The organism is Nitrospira sp. ND1 (assembly GCF_900170025.1).
Lineage (GTDB): Bacteria > Nitrospirota > Nitrospiria > Nitrospirales > Nitrospiraceae > Nitrospira_A.
Map to the genome: position 1 here is coordinate 333,805 of NZ_FWEX01000005.1, position 19,709 is coordinate 353,513.

The window sequence follows — 19,709 nt, forward strand, 5'->3', positions numbered from 1 at the left end:
TTGGAGTCTAGATGGCGAACGAGAGCACATCGGTTTCCACGACCTCCTTGGTCAAACACCCCGACATCATGATGTCCGTGGGGGTTGTGGGCATTTTGATGGTCATGTTGATTCCTCTTCCCCGGTTTTTTCTGGATCTGCTCCTGGCCTTCAACATCACGCTGTCCATCATCATTCTGCTGGTCGGTATGCAGGTACGCCGTCCGTTGGAATTCTCGGTGTTCCCTTCGATTCTGCTGATGGTGACACTCCTGCGTCTCGCCCTCAATATCGCCTCCACGCGCTTGATTCTCCTGCACGGCAATGAAGGCGCCGCCGCCGCAGGGGAGGTCATCCGGGCCTTCGGCACCTTCGTGGTCGGCGGCAACTATACCGTCGGGCTCGTGGTGTTCACCATTCTCGTCATCATCAACTTCGTGGTCATCACGAAGGGCGCCGGGCGCGTCGCCGAAGTGGCAGCCCGGTTCACCTTGGACGCGATGCCCGGCAAACAGATGAGCATCGACGCCGATCTGAACGCCGGCCTGATCAATGACAAAGAGGCCCGCCAACGGCGGAAGGAGATCGCCCAGGAAGCGGATTTCTACGGCGCCATGGACGGTTCGAGCAAATTTGTGCGCGGCGACGCCGTGGCGGCCGTCATCATCACGCTCGTCAACATTCTTGGCGGGTTGACGATCGGTGTGTTGCAACAGGGCATGACGCTGGCGGCAGCGGCGCAGACCTATACGTTGTTGACGGTGGGTGAAGGCCTCGTGGCGCAAGTGCCGGCGCTCATTGTTTCAACCGCGGCCGGTATCGTCATCACTCGGGCCGCCTCCGAGGTCAACTTAGGATTTGAGATCAGCCGCCAGGTCCTCATCTCCCCGAAGGCGATCGGCACGGCTTCAGGGATTCTTATCACGCTGGGCCTGGTCCCGGGCCTTCCCCATCTCGCATTCCTCGCGTTGGGTGGCCTGACCGCCTGGATGGCGTATCAGATCAACGAACAGCAGAAAACCGCGGAAGCCGTTCCGACACCGGCCTCGCCTCAGGTCAAGGCCGAGGAGGCCGGCACCCAGGTGGTCCCCCTGGATCTCATGGAAGTGCAGGTCGGATACGGTCTCATCAGCCTGGTGGACGGAGGGCAGGGTGGCGCCCTGCTGGACCGGATCAAGGGGCTCCGGCGACAGTTCGCCGAACAAATGGGCTTTGTCCTGCCGCCGATCCATATTCGCGACAACTTGCAGCTTCGGCCCAACGAATATGCGGCGCTGCTCAAAGGCGTGGAACTCGCCAAGTCGGAGGTGATGCCGGCGCATGTGCTGGCGATCGATCCTGGTACGGCTCAGCGAGGAGCTATCCATGGGCTGCCGACCAAAGAACCGGCGTTCGGTCTGCCGGCCATGTGGGTACCGGAGCAGCAGCGTGAACAGGCGCAAATAGCGGGGTATACGGTCGTGGATCCGGGATCGGCCATCGCGACGCACTTGTCTGAGTTGATCAAGCGGCATGCGCATGAACTGCTGGGGCGGCAAGAAGTACAGGGCTTGCTCGATCAACTGGGCAAAAATCACCCCAAGCTGGTTGAGGAAGTGATTCCAAATCTCATCCCGTTGGGCACGCTCGTCAGAGTTTTGTCGCATCTCCTGCGAGAGGGTGTCCCAATTCGTGACTTGCGGACGATTCTTGAAACTATTGCCGACCATGCGGCGACCACAAAAGACGCCGATATTTTGACGGAAGTCGCCAGGCAAGCGCTGGGACGGACCATCACGAAGCAATATCTCGCGCCAGATGGCTCGTTGCCGATCATCGGACTGGATCCGCGATTGGATCGTACCCTCGCCGATCAAGCGAATGCAGCCGGACAGGGAACCCAGTGGGTGCCCGATCCGCTGGTGGCACAGAAACTGCTCACTGCATTGAAGGCTGCCGCGGAACGCATGGTCGGTCGCGGGCATCAACCGGTCATTTTGTGCTCGCCTTCGTTGCGACGACATCTGCGGAAACTGACGGACAGAATTTTGCACTCGGTTCCGATTTTAGGATTGAACGAGGTGGAAAGCGTGACACGTTTGCAGGCAGTGGAAACCGTACGGCTCGACCTCGAGGTCGGTGAAACCAGGAGCTTGGCATGAAGGTACGGACATTCCACGTCAAGTCGATGCATGAGGCCATTCGCTCCATTAAGGACACATTAGGGCCGGATGCGGTGATTCTGTCCACGAAACGCGTGCGTTCCTGGGATAACGGATTCGGGTTGTTGGGCGGGTCGGTATTGGAGGTCATGGCGGCCATTGAAGATGACGCCGCCGTTCCCGAGGCCGCGCCGCTGCTCGGTGAAGATGAGCAGACACGTGCGGCCGTGACTCCTGCGCCGATGGTGCCGGCGGAGGAATCGCGTTTTCAAAAAACCCTGCAGGGAGCGATGGAAACGGGGAAGGAGCAGTCGCGGCCGGCGGCTCGTCAGGTTCCAGGTCCTTCGCGGGAGACTCGCGCGACATCGACGTCCACACACAACAATGGGGAGAACCAGGGCGCAACGTTCCAGTCCTTCCAGCGCGTCTATGAAGACCTCTTGGCGCAGGGCGTCGAGCATGCCACGGCGGAAGCCTGTCTGCGGGAACTGCGTGAAACGTTGGTGGAGCAGGGGTCCGCTCAGCGGAACTCCTCACTACAGTTGCTCCGGACAGTGTTGTTGGATCGGGTCAGCACGGCCGGCCCTTTGCTGAGCGCGGCAGGGGAACAAAAGATTGCGCTGTTCGTCGGCCCCAGCGGAGTCGGCAAGACCTCGACCATCGCCAAACTGGCGACGCACTATGGCATTGTCGAGCAGCGGAGTGTGGCCCTGATTACCATGGATACGTATCGGCCTGCGGCGGTGGAACACCTTCGCTTGTATGCCGAAGTCCTGGGTATCGAGCTCTCGGTGGCAGCATCCTGTGAGGAGGCCCGCGCCGCGATTGCGCAGGCCCGTGAAGCGGAACTGATTTTGATCGACACCACAGGGTTCAATCCCTATGAACCCATCACGGCGCAACGTTGGAGAGGGTTGCTGAACGGGGCCTATCCCATGGAGGTCCATCTCGTCCTCGCAGCAGGCACACGAGTGCCGGATCTCGTGGTCAGCACCAGTCAATGCGTAGACGTGCCTGGCCTCCGGTTGTTGTTTACCAAACTCGACGAGACGGCGGGCTATGGCGGCATCTTCGAAGCCACTCATCGCACCGGCATCCCGCTGTCCTATTGGGGAACCGGTCAACGGGTGCCCGATGACTTGGTTCAGGCGCAAGTCGATCGCCTGGGCGACCTGCTGCTGGGGGGGCAGGTACGGACGCCGGCGACCGGCACCACTCAGGCGTGGGAGCGGCACACGACACCGACATTTGTGCCCGGTATCAAGACCTACGCGCGATAGGCGACTGACGAACAAGAGGGGAGTGACGATGGCGATGCAACCAGGAATTTTGGATCCGCAGATGAGAGCGCTTGATGACAACGTCGGTCCCTCCCGCACGCAAGTGATTACCGTCACCAGCGGAAAAGGCGGGGTGGGGAAGACCAACGTGGTGGCGAATACCGCCATCGCCCTGGCCCAAACCGGAAAGCGTGTGCTCGTGCTGGATGCGGATCTCGGGTTGGGAAACGTCGATATTCTGCTCGGTCTGACACCGAAATATACGTTGGAGCACGTGCTCGCGAAGACCTGCCGGCTGGAAGATATCGCGCTGACCGGCCCGCATGGCATTACCGTCCTCCCGGCCAGTACCGGCATTTCTCAGTTGACGATCCTGACGGAAGCGCAACAGCTCATCCTTCAAGATGAACTTGAGCGATTGGCATCGAACATGGATGTGTTGTTGATCGATACCGGGGCGGGCATTTCTTCGACCGTGACCTACTTTGCGGCGGCGGCCCAATCCATTATCGTCGTGGTGTCTCCCGAGCCGACCTCCATGACGGACGCCTATGCGTTGATGAAAGTCCTGTTGCGGCAATACCGGGAACGCCGCTTCCATGTGCTCGTCAACATGGTGAAGTCGCCGCGGGACGCCGCGCGGATCTTCCGGAAACTGGAGTTGGCCGTCAGTCGATTCCTGCATATTTCGCTGGATTACCTGGGCGCGATTCCCTTGGACGACTATGTGCCGATGGCCGTGACCCAGCAGCGGGCCGTCATCGATCTCTTTCCGCACGCGCCGGCCAGCCGTGCGTTTCGAGAACTGACTGAGGCGGTGGCTCAGTTAACCCCACCGGCGCTTCCCAAAGGCACAGTGCAGTTCCTCTGGCAACAACTTTTGCGGACGCACTGACTGAAAGGACTGTAGCGAATGATGGACGCTCGAAAAATGTCTGCGCTCAGAAACGCCCCGCGTCGGGTGATTGCGGAAGCGGATCGTGAACGGGTGATTCAGGAATTCACCCACGTCGTGAAGGCCATGGCCCATCGACTGGCGTTTCGCTTGCCGGCCTATATGGACGCGGAAGATTTGATGTCCGTCGGAATCATGGGACTCATGGATGCCATGGATAAGTACGATCCGACCCGCGAAGCCAAATTCAAGACCTACGCAGAGTTTCGCATCCGTGGCGCCATGCTCGATGAAATCCGGTCGATGGATTGGATCCCGCGCTCGGTCCACGAGCGGATTACGCTCCTTCAAAAGACCTATTCCGAGCTGCTGCACAGACTCGGACGCCCGCCGACAGACCAGGAAGTCGGCAAAGAGCTGAAGATGTCCACGGAGGAACTGGATGAATTCCTGACTCGCTCACGTGGCGCCGTGGTGATCAGCCTGGACGATCTCGGCGTGCAGGATGCGGACGGGCATAAGATCATCAGTGTGTTGACCGACTCCAATCAGCCGGATCCGCTCTCGGTCCTAGTGAGCGAACGGGCACGCCACGTGCTCGAAGCTGCAATCCAGGATCTGCCGGAGAAAGAACGGTTGGTATTGTCGCTTTACTATTTCGAGGAACTCACGATGAAGGAGATCGGGCAGGCGCTCAAGGTGACCGAATCGCGAGTATGCCAGATTCATTCGAAAGCCATCCTCCACTTGAAAGCGCGGCTCGAACCGGTCGATGTGTAACGTGCCCCTCCGGACGGTGTAGCAGTCGTTGCTGTTCGTTCGTGTCGGCGGCGGCCATGCATCGTCGCGCGGGCTACACTGCCTTTAGTTTCGCCTCCTCTTCTCCGATACCTTCCTAGCTCAACATACCGTTGGCTGCGATGCTCCATTGGGGAGGGTATGCATTCGTCACGTCCTGAACTCAACACCTCGAGCGACCGCAACGGGTCGGATTCAACGAACCGGCATGGGTGGCCCGACGACGAAGCGGGTACCGAATCGCTTCAGAGCGCTCGACTCGGCGTAATGGCCTGTATCCTGTTCATGGCCGGCGGATTGTATTGGACTGCCTCCGTGGGCCTCCTGACAATGTCGGCGTTGACGGCCTATCCCGTCATGATCTCCGCCGGCATTCTCCTCACGCTGATGGTCTTTGGCGCGACACTCTGGACTCCGCGGGGCCCACAATCGGCTTCCAGGATGCATTCACTGTCGGAAGAATCGAACGGGTCCGGCATGAACACCTACGACTCGGTCACCGGATTGCCGACCTATCGCCTCTTTACATCTCTCCTCAATCAAGCCGTAGTGCACGCTCTCAAGTATGGGCGGCCCGTGGCGGTCCTGATGATCGAACTCGATCACTTCACGCCGAAAACCGACGAACAGGCGCAGATCAACCTCAACCTCATGTATCGCGTTCACGCAGCGCGTGTGAAGAGCGCCCTGCGCACCACCGACACGGTAGCGCGAATTGCCGAACGCACCTTTGTCGTCCTGTTGGATCAGGTCACAGGTCCGGAGGAGGTGGTGGCCATCGCCAGGAAGATGCAACTCACGATATCGCTGCCGGTCACCCTCGACGGGCACGAATTGTTCCTCACCAGCCGCATAGGAATCAGCCTCTCCAACCAGGACACTATGGACAGTGACGCGCTCCTCGATGTGGCCACCCGGGCCGTCGCAACGGCTCGTGCCGAAGGGTACGCTCTCTATGGACTCCCCGGTGCGATGGTATCCGCCTCCGTTGATGCAACCTCCACGATCGCTGCGTGATCTCCAGAATTCTCGTTGCGCCCCATTCTATGTAGGCAGGACTTTCCCTGCTTCCGGCAAAGACTTCCCGTTTGCCACGTCGTTTGACAGGCGCCGTTGACGGCGGAAGAATTTCCCTCCGGCCGCTCAAATACCTTCCGGTTCCCATCTCTCGACAATCACAAGGATTTTCGTCCGGCGATCGCTTCGGCTGTGCCAGGCCGTCTGACGTATTGCGATGGCATGTCCATTGCTAACTCCCCCTGTAGCACAACAGGTTCATCTGGACAGTACAAACTATGAATCGAGCCATCTACCCCATACTCTCAGGCGCCGTAGCCCAGGAAAAACAACTCACGGTCTTCGCCAATAATCTGGCGAACGTGAACACGGCCGGATTCAAGCAGGACCAGCAGGGATTCCGCGGCCTTTTCGCCCGGGCCAGTTCGACGGGGATGGGAGTGGTGTCAGGAGGCCTCTCCTCCGCCATTTCGACCAGACCGGCCGGTCCCAGCGAACGGGTCTTTGCCGAAGTGCATGGGGTCCGAACGGCCTTTGAGCCGGGGCGGATCCGCATTACCGGTAATCCACTGGATGTCGCCATACAGAACGATGGGTTTTTTGAGGTCAAGACCCCGGACGGGGTTCGCTATACGCGCAACGGCATCTTTTCTCTCGACAGCCAACGACGCCTGGTCACCAATCTCGGGCACCCTGTCATGGGGACCAAAGGGGAAATCAAGGTGCCGCCCGGCAACATTCAGATCAATGCGGAAGGGGCGATCCAGGTGGACGGCACTCCGATCGGCAGCATCAAGGTGGTCGAGTTCCCGGAGAACGCGATGCCGCAAAAGTTTGCCGAAGGACTGTTTGTCGGAGGGAAACCGACGGTGTCGACAAGGCCGCAGGTGCAGTCGGGACACATCGAAGAGTCCAACGTGAATTCGTTGAGTGAAATGGTGAAGATGATGCAAGGCATGCGCAGTTACGAGTCGGCGCAGAAATTGATCCAAACGATGGATCGCATGACCGAAACGGCCATTCAGGATCTGGGTCGGGTGCAATAGGAGGAGCGTATGATTCGCGCAATGTGGACGGCCGCGACGGGCATGACGGCCCAGCAACTGAACGTGGATACCATCGCCAACAATCTGGCGAACGTGAACACGAACGCATTCAAACGCAGCCGTGCGGAATTCGGCGATCTGCTGTATCAGATTCAACGCCTACCGGGCACGAACGCGTCGAACGTGGGCGTCTTTCCTGTCGGCGTGCAGGTCGGGGGCGGTGTGCGTCCCATTACGGTGGCCAAGGAATGGGTGCAAGGGAACATGCGGCAGACCGGGAACGATCTCGACCTGGCTATCGACGGCGCCGGATTTTTCCAAGTGACCCGGCCCGACGGGACCATCATGTACACCCGCAACGGATCCTTCAAGCGCGATAACGTCGGCAACCTCGTGACCGGCGACGGCGACCAGCTCAACCCGGTTATTACGATTCCGTCGGGCGCGCTGAAAATCGATGTCGGCCAGGACGGCACCGTCTCCGTTCTGCTTCCCGGCGTCACACAAGCGTCGCAGGTGGGGCAGATTCAGCTGGTCCGCTTCGACAACCCTTCGGGCCTGGTGGCGATGGGCGGCAACCTATTCCTGGACAGCTTTGCCTCCGGACCGGCGCAACAGGGTACCGGCGGATTCTCGACCGGCTTCGGCACCTTGCAGCAGGGATTCCTGGAAAGTTCGAACGTCAACCTGGCGGAGGAGATGGTCAACATGATCATCGCCCAACGGAGTTACGAAATTAACTCCAAGACCATTCAGGCATCCGATGAAATGATGCAGATTGCCAACAACCTGCGCCGGTAATCGGCGCCGCACCTTCAACCAAGGGTGACACCTGTGAATCGACTCAGTCTCCTGTCTGTTGCGACCATCAGCCTGGTCACGAGCGCCGTCCTCCCGGCCATGGCAGGGGAGCGGGCTCCGGTCCGGCCGCTGTTCCAGGTGCAGGGGGCTGTTGCGCATCAGGCGCAGGGCCTCCCGCAGGCCCGTGGGAAACGGCTCATCTATCCCGAACAAATCCGCGGGGTGATCCACGATTTCGTCAAACGGGAACTGGCCGGACGCGCCGTCGACTGCCAGGTGGCGATCGGCGATCCTCAGCAGCCGATCGTCGTACCCTCCGGGACGGTCGATCTGCAAGTCAGCGCCGGTCGATCGGACGAACCGCTGGGACGTCGAGTGTTCCAGATTCATCTGGCCGTGAACGGGCGATTCATCAAGACCGTCGATGCCACCGCCGATGTGGCCGCCATTGTCGAGGTGGTGGTGCCGGTGCGGTCGATCAAGGTCGACGAGGAAATTGCGGTCGACGACGTCACCACGGAACGGATCGTCCTGTACGACCTGAAGCAACCGTTTGTGACCAGTCCTGCCGAGGTCATCGGTAAAGCGGCCATTCGCCCGCTTCCGCCTCAAAATGCCATACGCATGACCTCGGTGCGGCGCCCTTTCGCCGTGCACAAGGGCGATCGGGTCACCATTGAAGCCCGGCAGGGCGGGTTGTCGATTCAAACCGTCGGAGTCACCAAATCGCATGGTGAATTGGGTCAAACCATCACGGTCTCCAATGTCGATTCCGGCAAGGAATTGCGGGCGACCGTCGTTGCCCCGGGGGTGGTCCGTGTCAGTTTTTAACCGCTCTCTCATGCAATGTCGCCCCATCGGATTCATCTGGTGCGGTCTGGCGCTGTGTGTGCTGGTCGGTTGTTCGGCCTCGCCCAGCACGAAGCAACAAAAGGTGGAGATGGCCAAATTGCCACCGCCGAAAACCACGGGATCGCTGTGGCAGGAAGAGAATGGGCGGGCCTATCTCTACGAAGATCTTCGCGCCATGCGCATCGGCGACATCATCACGATTCTAATCGTGGAAAAACACAAGGGCTCGAAGAGCGCCGACACGAACGCAGAGAGAGACTCGACTATTTCGAATGGAATCGGCGGCACCGGGATGGGCTATCTCGGCATCCCGGGAATCCGCCTGGGCGGAGAAGCCAAGCGAGGGTTCGGTATCGATGCCAGCGCCAAGAGCAAGTTCGGCGGCAAAGGCGCAACCAACCGGGAAGACACGTTGACGGGCACGATTTCGGCCATCGTGACGGAGGTGTTGCCGAACGGAGACTTACGGGTCGAGGGCCGACGTGAGGTGACCGTCAATTCGGAACGCCAGATCATGACCATCGGGGGCATCGTCAGGCGCGTGGATGTGAATACGAAAAACACGGTGCAGTCGAGCGCCATTGCCGACGCCAAGATCGAATATTCCGGCCTGGGCGTCGTCGACGATGTGCAGCGGCCCGGCTGGCTCGTCAGAATTCTGGATTGGGTCTATCCGTTTTAGTCGCAAGTCCGTCGGGAAGCATCGACCAGCCACAGGAGTCATCATGACGAGGCCGCGCAAACAACAACGGGCGATGATCACGCAATGCTTTCGTCTCATGCTTTCAAGCGGGGTGCTGCGACCGGCCTCAATGGATCCCGGCCTCCTTGCCCGCCCCTGGACACCTCCGCCGCCGAAACCGGCGCCTGTTCCTGAAAGACAGCCACAAGGAACGGCCTGGTTTCGGCGGACCGTGGTGGGCATGCTGGCCTTTCTCACGATCACGTTATTTACGGCCTCATTAGCTCAAGCTGTTCGAGTCAAGGATGTGGCCACGATCGAAGGCGTGCGCGAAAACCAGCTGATCGGGTATGGCTTGATCGTCGGTCTCGACCGGACGGGCGATCAGGTCATCGGCGGCCAGTTCACGATTCAAGCCATGATGTCCATGTTGAACAAAATGGGTATCAATCTGGTGATCGATCCCATCCAGTTGCTCACCCGCAATATCGCGTCGGTGATGGTGACGGCGAAGCTCCCGCCGTTTGTGAAACCCGGCATGACGCTGGACGCGGTCGTCTCTTCCATGGCCAATGCGAAAAGTCTCCAAGGCGGCACGCTGCTGTCGACGCCGCTGAAGGCGCCGAACCAACAGGTATTTGCGGTCGCGCAGGGGCCTGTCTCTATCGGCGGATTCCTGGGCCGTGTTGCTGCGACACCCAGATTTCACTACCGCCATTCGCACGGCGGAGGCGATCGACGGGACCTTCGGGAAGGGCACGGCTGTTCCGGTGAATGCGGGCCTCGTGAAAACGTCGCTTCCCGCAACCTTTCACGGCCGAGTCGTGGAATACATCGCCACTATGGAAGGACTGGACGTGACCGTCGATGTCGCCGCCAAAGTGGTGGTGAATGAACGCACCGGTACGGTCGTCCTCGGCGAACATGTCCGGTTATCCACATGCGCGATCTCGCATGGCAACCTCACGATTTCCGTCAAGAACACGCTCAACGTGTCACAGCCTCCGGCTCCGTTGATCGGCTCGACCCAAGGGCAAACGACGGTCACTCCCGATGTGCAGACGGAAGTGACCGAACAGGAGTCGCGACTGATCGTGGTCGATCAAACGGTGACGCTTGGAGAAGTGGTACGGGCACTCAACGCGGTGGGCGTGACTCCGCGAGATCTCGTGGCCATCCTATCGGCCTTGCGTTCTGCCGGAGCACTTCAAGCGAATCTTGAGATTGTCTAAGAAAGGGCCACGCTTCCAATGGAAATACAAAATTTTATGTCCAGCCAATTGGATCTGGCCAAAATGGCGACTCCGCAGCCGCTCGGATTCCGCGGTCCGGCCGAACAGGGGCCGGCAGGGGACAAGGCCCGCGCGGCGCTCCATAAAGCCGGGCAGGAGTTTGAAGCGTATTTCATCTCGTATCTTATTAAAAATATGAGGGAAACTGTTCCGAAGGGACTCCTGGACCGGAAAAGCGAGCAGGTCTGGTACTCCTTTTACGATCAAGAGATAGCCAAATTGTCCACAGAAGCAGGGGGGATCGGCATTACGGCATTCGTCGATGCCTATGCGGAAAAACTTCCCTAATTCGATCGCTTTTCCTAAAGTTCCCGGCCGATCCCGCCGATAGAGTACTCGACTAGGGGAAAGGCCTTTCGGAAGACCCTGGCTATGGGGGAGGAGAAGCAGTCATGGAGATCTCACATAACGGCCGAGCGGCAGATCTCGCGAAAATCCTGTTGGGAGTTCAGGACACTGAACGGACACACAATAAGAAGACCGCGTCTCAAGGGACGCAGTCACAGGATCGTGTCCAGATTTCCGAACAGGCCAAGGAACTCCAGCGTCTGAGGGCGGCAGCGGAACAGCCGGATGCGGAGCGTGATGCCAGAGTCGGTCAAATTCGTCAGTCGGTCGAAGGGGGCACGTACAACGTGGACGGTAAGAAGGTTGCGGATGCCATCATTCGTAACGTCCTGACCGACGCAGTTCTGTAACGCCCTTCGCGTACGGCTCGACTCTTCGATCACGCGGCCTCACATGGCGGAACCGTTCGTTTGAAGGGGAGACATGGTGTCGACCGTACCGCAGCCACTTTCCACAGCGTCGGACTCCCTTCTTTGCCGCATGCTCGACAAGGTCACGGCCTTTCAGGCCCTGCTGCTTGAGGAGCAGGACGCCATTCGCTCCCTTTCGTTTGGACAATTCACCTCCGTGACCATGCGAAAAACTCAACTATTGGATGAGATGCGTGAATTGGAACAGCAACGCCGGAACGAAGCAACCTTGTCTGGTTCGTATGGCTCGCCGCCCTCGCTCAAGCAACAGGAGGCTGATCTCGTCGCGGCGATCGGGCAGACGGATCGGCTGAACCGGTTCAACGCCGCCCTCATCGGGCAGTCGCTCGAGTTCTTGCAAGGCACGCTCCGGATCTGGCAGCGCTCACCGCAGTCGGCGGCACTCTATTCGTCCTCGGGTGCCGCGGTCGCAGGAAACGGCGGCAGAGTGAGAGCCAAAGGATAACGGGTGGTCGTATGTCGGGACTCAATGGATTATTCGGCATCGGTTCCAATGCGCTGGCCACCTTCCAGCGCGCCCTGTCCGTCACAGGCCAGAATATCGCGAACGTCAGCACCCCGGGCTACTCCCGGCAAGAGATCACCCTCAGCGAAAGCCTGCCCGAGAATGGTCAGCCGGGTCAGATCGGAACCGGCGTCACGGCCACTGAAATCCGCCGCTCCGTCGATAGCTTTGTGGAACGTCAATTGTTAAGTTCCAACGAGCGGGTGGGGCAGTTCGGAGCTTCACAGAAAGCGCTCTCGCAAATTCAATTGGTCTTCAACGATGCGAACGACCAAGGCATCGCGGCGGGACTCAATGAATTCTTCAAGGCCTGGCAGGATGTCGCCACCAATCCTGCAGATCTGACGGCCCGTACGGTGCTGCTGACAAAAGCCGATGGATTGACCAAACTCTTGAACCAGGCCGACGCACAACTGTCGGCTCAACGCACCTCCCTCGATGGCCAGGTGCAGAGCAGCATTAACGACGTCAATGCCCTGGCGAGCAAGATTGCCGATCTCAACAGCCAGATCAAGCTGACAGAGATCAGCGGCCAGCACGCCAATGATTTACGCGATCAACGCGGTCGCTTTCTCAACGACCTTGCCGGCCTGGTCGAGATCTCCTCGATTGAGGACGCGACCGGACAGGTGACGGTATTCGTGGGAATTGGGCAGGTGCTGGTCGCTGAGAAGACAGCCTACACACTGACCGGTGTCGCGAACGTCGCCAATAACGGGCTCCTGGATGTGCGCTACGATGGGGGAACCGGACCCAATACGGATATCACGTCGGCGATCAGCGGCGGCCGCCTCAAGGGTTTGATCGACGCGCGTGACACGACCGCAGCCGGTCTGCAGACATCGCTCAATACCCTCACCTCTCAACTCGTCTCGCAGGTCAACACCCAGCATCGCCTGGGGTACGGTCTGGATGGATCCACGACGCAGGACTTCTTCACGGCCTCAGGGACCGCGGCCGGCACCATCAGCCTGGCCCTGACCGATCGACAGAAGATCGCGGCCTCATCGACGGCCGCCGGCGTGCCCGGCAACAATGTGAATGCCCTGGCGTTAAGCAATCTGCAAACGGCCTCGGTGGCGGGATTGGGCAATACGACCTTTCAGGGATACTACAGCGCGATGGCCGGCAGCTTCGGAGCGACCCTGCAGGGAGCCACACGCGATCTGCAAGGGCAGGAGATCCTGCACGACCAGCTGCTGGCGCACCGGGCGGAAGTGTCCGGAGTATCGATGGATGAAGAGCTCATCAATCTGTTGAAGTATCAGCGCGCATTTGAGGCAGCCTCGAAACTCATTACCACCAGCGATGAGATGCTGCAGACGATTCTGACCCTGAAGCGGTAGCCGCCTTCTCATCTCACAGGGAGCAGCCAGTATGAGAGTCGCCGACCAACAAATGTACGGAATCCTGCTCGGCAATCTTCAACGCTCCCGGTTGCAGATGCTCACCTCGCAGGAACAAATTTCCAGCCAAAAACGGGTCACCAATCCAGCGGACGATCCGAGCGCATTCGGACAGATCGTGCTCGACAAGTCCGCGCTTTCGCAGACGACGCAGTGGGTTCGCAATATCAATTTCGGGACCTCACGTGTGAATGCCGCCGATCAGGCCTTGGGACAGGTCCAGAACCTGATCACCAGAGTGCGGGAGCTGACCATTCAGGCCAGCAGCGACACGACGTCCGCAGAAGGGCGTCAGAGCATCGCCAAAGAGGTCCGGCAGCTTCAGCGCCAGCTGGTTCAACTCGGCAACACGGAAGTGGCGGGGCAGGCGATCTTCGGCGGTACGAAGACGGATGTGCAGCCCTTCACGATCACATCAGGAGATACGGTCGCCTATCAGGGCAACAGCGAGACCCAGTCCATCGCGGTCGGTGAAAATCAAACCGTGCAGATCCTCGTGCCGGGAAGCAGCATCTTCACCGGATCGACGACCAACATGTTCGATTCGTTGCGGGACCTCCTCACGGCTCTGGAAAGCAACAATCGCTCCGGTATTCAAGCCGGACTGGGAAATCTGGATTTGGCGACGGCTCAAATCAGCGATGTACAGGGCACCGTCGGCGCTCTCGCCAACCGCCTCCAGGTCACGCACGACGCCTTGGACACGGCCACCTTGACCATCACAAAATCCATCTCAGACAATCAGGATGCGGACCTTGCCACGGCCATTACGCAACTCCGCCTCCAGGAAGTCGCCGTGCAGGCCGCCAGTGAAACCTTCACCAAAATTTTCGACTCGTCGTTGATCAACTATCTCCGCTGATCGACGCTCAAGTTCACCTTCATCGAAACCGATATATCCATGTACTTGTATCCACACGCCAAGGAAGGCTTGTATGCTGGTCTTAACACGACGCCGGGGAGAAGGCGTGACCATCGGTCCCGATGTTCGCATCGTGGTGCTCGGCATCAAAGGCGGCCAAGTCCGGCTCGGGATCGAAGCACCGCCCAATGTGCAGGTGCATCGCGATGAAGTGCATGCGAGGATCCAAGACGAAAATCGCATCGCCGCCGGGCCAGGGGTTATTCCATTGGAAGCGTTTCGTCAATTGTCGAACAAAACCGGGCGTCGTGGAGGTTGAGGAACCGTCATGAAGTGTCAGTCGACCAGGTTCGGGACTTTTGAGGTAAATGACGACACGCTCCTGGTGTTTCCTTCCGGTATTCTGGGCTTTCCGGAATGGAGCAAGTACGTGCTGCTCGATCACGATACCGAGGCCCCGTTCAAGTGGCTGCAATGTGTCGAAGAACCCCAGCTGGCCTTCGTCATCCTGGATCCTGACTTCTTCAAGCCCGATTATCAGATCGAGGTGTCGTTGGATGCGCTCATCGAAATTCAAAAGCAGGACAGCGATGAACTGTCCGTCGTCACGATCTTGACCATTCCTTCAGATGATCCCACTGCCGTGACGGCCAATTTGCGGGGACCGCTGGTCATGAATCACCGGACCAGGCTCTGCAAGCAATTAGTCCTCTCGGAGGATTGGCCGACTCGATATCCTCTCTTTTCCGCTCCCCCCGCACAACGCCCCACTCCAACGGCTCCGCTTCAGGCGACAGCCGGCTAAACACGCATCACTCATCGCGTACCGGGCTCAGCGTGCGCCGTGTCGGTATGACAATAACCCGCTGGATGCGCAAAAAGGCCGTCTTCATAGTCCGTCGTTCGTGAAACGTCGTTCGTCTCTCGTCTGCAGAAAAGAGCTTATGGCATAGAGCTCATAGCGTATGGCCAGAAATCGAGAGTGGGCATCTCTACTCTCAGCTGTATGCCACCAGCGATACGCTCTGACCGCGACGAGATACGCTTCACGATTCACGGATGTCGAGGACGCCGCTGGCGGACTTTTTCCGCATCCTGCTAAAAAAAGAGCGTTGCGGCTTTCCCATGCACTGTGAATAGACTAGCGCGACTGAGCCGGGTCGGCTGGTGTGATCTGGCGCTCCAGCACCGCAACCAGTTGCTGAACCGTACGTTCGAGCTGGGCGAATAGGGCAGGGGCTTCGGCGAGCGTCCCGAGACGTCCGTTGGCCTCCAGCTGACTTGCCAGGAGCACCACCTCCGGTGCGCACAAATTACCTGCCGTGCCTTTGAGGCTATGAGCCGCCCGTTCAAGAGCGACTCCGTCAGCCTGCTTGATGGCCGCTTCGATCTCCTGGACCATAATCCGGTGGCGCTCCAGGAACAGACGAATCAATTGATCGAACAAATCCACATCGCCGCCGATATTGACCAACATCGTGCTCGCGTCAAATACGCGGGCATCGGTCTTCGTCATTTCACGGGGAGGCGTCGGGGCCGGCGCATGGTCGGGGGTCGCTAGGGGAGCCCACCGCTGCAAGAGTCTGCCGAGATCGTCCGTCTTCACCGGTTTGGAGAGATAGTCATCCATGCCGACGGCTTTGCAGCGCTCGCGGTCTCCCGGCATGGCGTTCGCCGTCAGCGCAATGATGGGGATATGGGCACGGGTGCCGGATGCGTCGGACTGTTGTTCCTGTTCTCGAATCCGGCGGGTCGCCTCATATCCATCCATCGTCGGCATCTGGCAGTCCATGACGATCGCGGCATAGAGCCCCCGCTCAAACGCCGCTACGGCTTCCTGGCCGTTGGACACGATGTCCGGCTGATAGCCGAGGCGTTCCAACATACGGACGGCCAGCTTCTGGTTCACCACGTTGTCTTCTGCGACGAGGATACGCGGGCGGGCACGCTGTTCGGCCAAGGTGTGGCGGGTGATCAATGTCGGGGCAATCGTCGGTCCCGTCTCCACCCCTGGAACGGTGGCGGTGGCCGATCCCTGCAGTCCAAACACGACGCGGAGGCAACCTTGGAGCTGGTCATGGCGTACAGGCTTCGTCAGATAGGCGGTAAAACCTGCGCGCCGCGCTCGTTCCGCATGACCGGGCTGAATCAGGGAGGTCAAGACAATCAAGCGAACCCCGGCTCCTTGAGGGTGGGTCCTGATATCCTGGGCCAGTTGGAGTCCATCTTTCCCCGGCATCAGCATATCGAGCACCGCCGCGTCGTAGGGCCGGCCTTGTGCGGCGGCCTGTTCCAGCATCTGAATGGCTTCATCGGCATGGCGCGCCTGGCCGTCCTGCATACCCCAGCCTGATACCAGATGATGAAGAATGGTGCGATTGGACTCATTATCGTCGACAATCAGAATGCGGCGACCGCTCAACTCGACCGAGGGAACGATGGCCGGCGCACAGACCGCCTGCTTCTGAAATCTCGCAGTGCACCAGAACGTGGTGCCCTGGCCCGGTTGGCTGCGTAGCCCGACCTGGCCGCCCATGAGTTCCACCAATTGTTTGGAGATGGCGAGACCGAGTCCCGTCCCCCCGTATTTCCTGGTGGTGGAACTGTCGGCTTGGGTGAAAGCCTGAAACAGTCGTGACTGCACGTCTTCGCTGATGCCGATGCCGGAGTCCGTCACCTCGAACTTGATGATGACCTCGGAAGGGGAGTCGCGCTCCAGAAACGCCTGCAGGGTGACTTCTCCGCGTTCGGTGAACTTGATGGCGTTGCCCACGAAATTGGTCAGCACCTGCCGCAGCCGTCCAGGGTCGCCGCGCAACGCGTTCGGCACGGCGGCATGGACCAGGCCCGTAATCTCCAGGCCTTTACGCTGAGCCCGTTCCGCGAACTGGGACAGCACGTCTTCAACGGTCGTACGCAGATGAAAATCGAGATGTTCCAATTCCAACTTGCCCGCCTCGATCTTGCTGCATTCGAGCACATCGTTGATCAGTGAAAGTTGCGCTTCTCCGCATTGCTGGATGGTATTCGTGAAGGACCGTTGCTCTTCGGTCAACGGTGTCTCCAGTAACAAGCTCGCCATCCCGATGACGCCGTTCATCGGCGTGCGCAATTCGTGCGTGATCATCGCCAGAAACGACGACTTCGCCCGTGCCGCCGTCTGCGCCTGCTGGAGTGCCTGGTCCAACTGGCGGTTGCTCTCGCGCAGGCGATCGGCGGTCTCGTTGAGCGCCCGGTGAGTTGCATGCACTTCGCTCAGATCGGTGGCAAAGGCCCGCACGAGGCCGTGTCCGGGTACCGGACAGAGAGTCCAGCTATAACACGCGTCGCCGCGCACGACTTCCTGGGACGTCAAGGTCCGTCCCTCCAGTAAGCAGGTCGCGACAAGAGCGGGAAGGTTATCCGGAAGGATGTCCGGCTTGCCTGCAAGGTCGTATCCGAAGCGACCGAGTACGTCTGCCATGGCCGGATTCGCATAGACCAGATTTCCGTGCCGGTCGATTTCCACAATCGGATAGGGACTTTCCTCGGCCACTTCGGCCAGACGGTCACGGTCTTTCTCCAATTCGACTTCGCGTGACACATCGCGCAGGGTCATCAACGTGGCGACCGAGGGAATCCCGGAGATGCGGAGGTGTTGCCATTCGATCACCGTGGAATTGCCGGCGTCGCTTTCGTCAGCTCTCGTCGCCTGGCCGGCGGGGGGAAGCGGCCCGTCAGCCAGTTTCACGATCCCCGTGGCCCGAAGCGAGTCGCTCAGATCGAGGCGCTGACCGATGAGGTCCGATAGCGCTTGTCCCGTACAGGCCGCCGGGGATCGCCCGAAAAGACGAGCGGCGGTTCGATTCACGAAAATAACCGTTTGCTCGGCCGCCAGAAGACAGATGCCGAGCGGCACAGCATCCCACAGCAAGGTTAAGACCTCCGGAGGCACGGCAAGGCCAGCGACGTGCTGAGGCTGAGGGGCACGTGGATGCTGAGGATGGTGCGTCACGAGCGAGCACCTACGGCAGGTTCAAGATATTGCGGGAGATCGACCTGTTCCAGCTTTGGATCCAATGCCCGAAGAATGGTGCGGGTCGGTTGGTCGGGCGGTTGGTTTTGAAGGTCGACTTCAAACGGCTCCTGTTGGCTGTGCCCTTCAGCCCCCTTGATAATTCGAATACGTGGCCGCAAACGGTCTTCATGATTCAGACCGACGACCAGGGCGCATTCATTCGTATTGAGCTTGATGAGGCTCCCGAGAGGGTAGACGCCCAGGGCCTTGATGGCGACTTCCACCAGCGTCTTCTCGTAACGGCCTTTCGCTCCAAGCACGAAGAGCTGCCGAATTGCATCGTGAGGCAGCAGGGGCGGACGGCCATGTCGCGCGCTGACTAAATCGTCATAGGTGTCCGCCAACCCCACCAGTTGCGCCAGCATGGAGACAGCTTCCTGCTTCAGGTGTTGAGGAAACCCGCTCCCGTCCTGATATTCATGATGTTGCAGGATAATGCGGGAGACCGCATCGGGGATCGAGCCCACTTGAGTCAGTACGGTGGCCGCCAATTGAGGGTGTTGCTTCATGAGGATCTGCTCCTGATCGGTCAGCGGAGTGGTTTTCCGATACAGGTTGCGCGGGAGTCGCACATAGCCGATGTCATGAAGCAGAGCCCCCAGTCCAAGAGATTCCAGGTCGGCTTCCGCACAGCCGTTTTCCACGGCAAGAATGAGGGTGAGCACGCACACATCCATGCCATGATTGGCGAGGGTGGCGTCAAATCGTCGGACTTTATCCAGACAGAACTGGATCAGCATCGCTTCCGGCTGTGCCACGATCTGCTCCAGTAGCCTGCTCACGATCGGCTTGAGGGCCGCGATCTTCGGCGGGTTACCCGCTTCGAGGTCACTGAAGACGCGTTCCACGGCGGCCATGCTTTCCCGATAGGCCGCGGCAGCCACTGCGGCCTGTGGGACTTGCGCGCTTTCCTGGGGCACGGCGGCTTCAACGCTTACCGGTGGCGGTTCATCCGGAGGAGGCGCAGTGGCCGGCGCTGGCGGGGCGGCAGCCCCGACGTCCAGCCCGCGGTCAGTATCGATGGTGACGACGAGGATGCCATGGCGTTTGAGTTGCACGATGTCGTCGGGATTTGAAACCAGCCACTTATGGAGGAGAAACGGAGTGCGGTACCAAGGCTGATCCAAACCGGCGATAAACATGCCGACGGTGAGTTGATCGATGGGGATGTGCTTTGTCGAGGCCATATCAGCGCTGTACCTACTCCTCAGGACGGATTGAACTGAGCGCAGTCCTTCCGGTGTTTCATCTATGCTGTAGAGTTCATATCGGTTGATCTGAAGCCGGTCTTTACCTGTGCCGACCACGCAGCTCCAT

Annotated in this window: 18 protein-coding genes and 1 pseudogene; 17 read left to right on the top strand and 2 right to left on the bottom strand. The window is 59.5% G+C overall.

The features are described from left to right. Positions 1–11: 11 nt before the first annotated feature. From flhA to fliW, 17 genes and pseudogenes are all read left to right on the top strand, one after another. Positions 12–2,120, top strand: coding sequence for a flagellar biosynthesis protein FlhA (gene flhA, locus NSND_RS01690; RefSeq protein WP_080877317.1), 2,109 nt, complete (start codon positions 12–14; stop codon positions 2,118–2,120). After that, positions 2,117–3,400 (top strand): flagellar biosynthesis protein FlhF, encoded by a 1,284-nt coding sequence (flhF, locus tag NSND_RS01695; protein WP_080877318.1) that lies wholly within the window; start codon positions 2,117–2,119, stop codon positions 3,398–3,400. Before flhA ends, flhF begins: the two co-directional genes overlap by 4 nt. Positions 3,401–3,428: 28 nt before the next feature. Continuing rightward, complete coding sequence (locus tag NSND_RS01700; RefSeq protein WP_080877319.1) at positions 3,429–4,295, top strand: MinD/ParA family protein; 867 nt, start codon at positions 3,429–3,431, stop codon at positions 4,293–4,295. An 18-nt stretch (positions 4,296–4,313) separates the two neighbouring features. Further along, entirely contained in the window at positions 4,314–5,075 is a 762-nt protein-coding gene (locus tag NSND_RS01705; RefSeq protein ID WP_080877320.1) for a sigma-70 family RNA polymerase sigma factor, read from the top strand. 159 nt (positions 5,076–5,234) lie between these two features. Then, entirely contained in the window at positions 5,235–6,110 is an 876-nt protein-coding gene (locus NSND_RS01710; protein WP_080877321.1) for a diguanylate cyclase domain-containing protein, read from the top strand. Positions 6,111–6,388: 278 nt separating this feature from the next. Next, positions 6,389–7,156: a flagellar hook-basal body protein gene (locus NSND_RS01715; RefSeq protein WP_080877322.1), complete on the top strand. Its 768-nt coding sequence runs from the start codon at positions 6,389–6,391 to the stop codon at positions 7,154–7,156. A gap of 9 nt (positions 7,157–7,165) precedes the next feature. Next, a complete protein-coding gene (gene flgG, locus NSND_RS01720; protein WP_013248846.1) occupies positions 7,166–7,957 on the top strand; it encodes a flagellar basal-body rod protein FlgG in 792 nt (263 codons plus the stop codon). Positions 7,958–7,990: 33 nt separating this feature from the next. Continuing rightward, a complete protein-coding gene (flgA, locus tag NSND_RS01725) occupies positions 7,991–8,788 on the top strand; it encodes a flagellar basal body P-ring formation chaperone FlgA (RefSeq protein WP_080877323.1) in 798 nt (265 codons plus the stop codon). Between the two features lie 109 nt (positions 8,789–8,897). Further along, a complete protein-coding gene (locus NSND_RS01730; protein WP_159450573.1) occupies positions 8,898–9,491 on the top strand; it encodes a flagellar basal body L-ring protein FlgH in 594 nt (197 codons plus the stop codon). Positions 9,492–9,732: 241 nt separating this feature from the next. Further along, a pseudogene (locus NSND_RS21565) lies at positions 9,733–10,723 on the top strand (flagellar basal body P-ring protein FlgI). Between the two features lie 36 nt (positions 10,724–10,759). After that, on the top strand, positions 10,760–11,071 hold the full coding sequence (locus NSND_RS01740; protein WP_159450574.1) for a rod-binding protein: 312 nt from the start codon (positions 10,760–10,762) through the stop codon (positions 11,069–11,071). 104 nt (positions 11,072–11,175) lie between these two features. Then, complete coding sequence (gene flgM, locus NSND_RS01745; protein ID WP_080877326.1) at positions 11,176–11,481, top strand: flagellar biosynthesis anti-sigma factor FlgM; 306 nt, start codon at positions 11,176–11,178, stop codon at positions 11,479–11,481. Between the two features lie 73 nt (positions 11,482–11,554). Then, positions 11,555–12,007, top strand: a complete 453-nt coding sequence (gene flgN, locus NSND_RS01750; protein WP_080877327.1) for a flagellar protein FlgN — start codon at positions 11,555–11,557, stop codon at positions 12,005–12,007. A gap of 11 nt (positions 12,008–12,018) precedes the next feature. Then, on the top strand, positions 12,019–13,413 hold the full coding sequence (gene flgK / locus NSND_RS01755) for a flagellar hook-associated protein FlgK (RefSeq protein ID WP_080877328.1): 1,395 nt from the start codon (positions 12,019–12,021) through the stop codon (positions 13,411–13,413). 31 nt (positions 13,414–13,444) lie between these two features. Beyond that, entirely contained in the window at positions 13,445–14,335 is an 891-nt protein-coding gene (flgL, locus tag NSND_RS01760) for a flagellar hook-associated protein FlgL (RefSeq protein ID WP_080877329.1), read from the top strand. Positions 14,336–14,408: 73 nt separating this feature from the next. Next, positions 14,409–14,654, top strand: a complete 246-nt coding sequence (gene csrA, locus NSND_RS01765) for a carbon storage regulator CsrA (protein WP_013248855.1) — start codon at positions 14,409–14,411, stop codon at positions 14,652–14,654. Between the two features lie 9 nt (positions 14,655–14,663). Beyond that, positions 14,664–15,140, top strand: coding sequence for a flagellar assembly protein FliW (fliW, locus tag NSND_RS01770; protein ID WP_080877330.1), 477 nt, complete (start codon positions 14,664–14,666; stop codon positions 15,138–15,140). A gap of 336 nt (positions 15,141–15,476) precedes the next feature. On the opposite strand, the gene NSND_RS01775 is transcribed toward fliW, so the two are convergent. Both NSND_RS01775 and NSND_RS01780 read right to left on the bottom strand, forming a co-directional pair. Further along, positions 15,477–18,248, bottom strand: coding sequence for a response regulator (locus NSND_RS01775; protein ID WP_159450575.1), 2,772 nt, complete (start codon positions 18,246–18,248; stop codon positions 15,477–15,479). Between the two features lie 77 nt (positions 18,249–18,325). Further along, positions 18,326–19,579 carry an HD-GYP domain-containing protein gene (locus tag NSND_RS01780; RefSeq protein WP_080877332.1) on the bottom strand — a complete coding sequence of 418 codons (1,254 nt, stop codon included), beginning with the start codon at positions 19,577–19,579 and terminating at the stop codon, positions 18,326–18,328. Positions 19,580–19,709 lie beyond the last annotated feature (130 nt).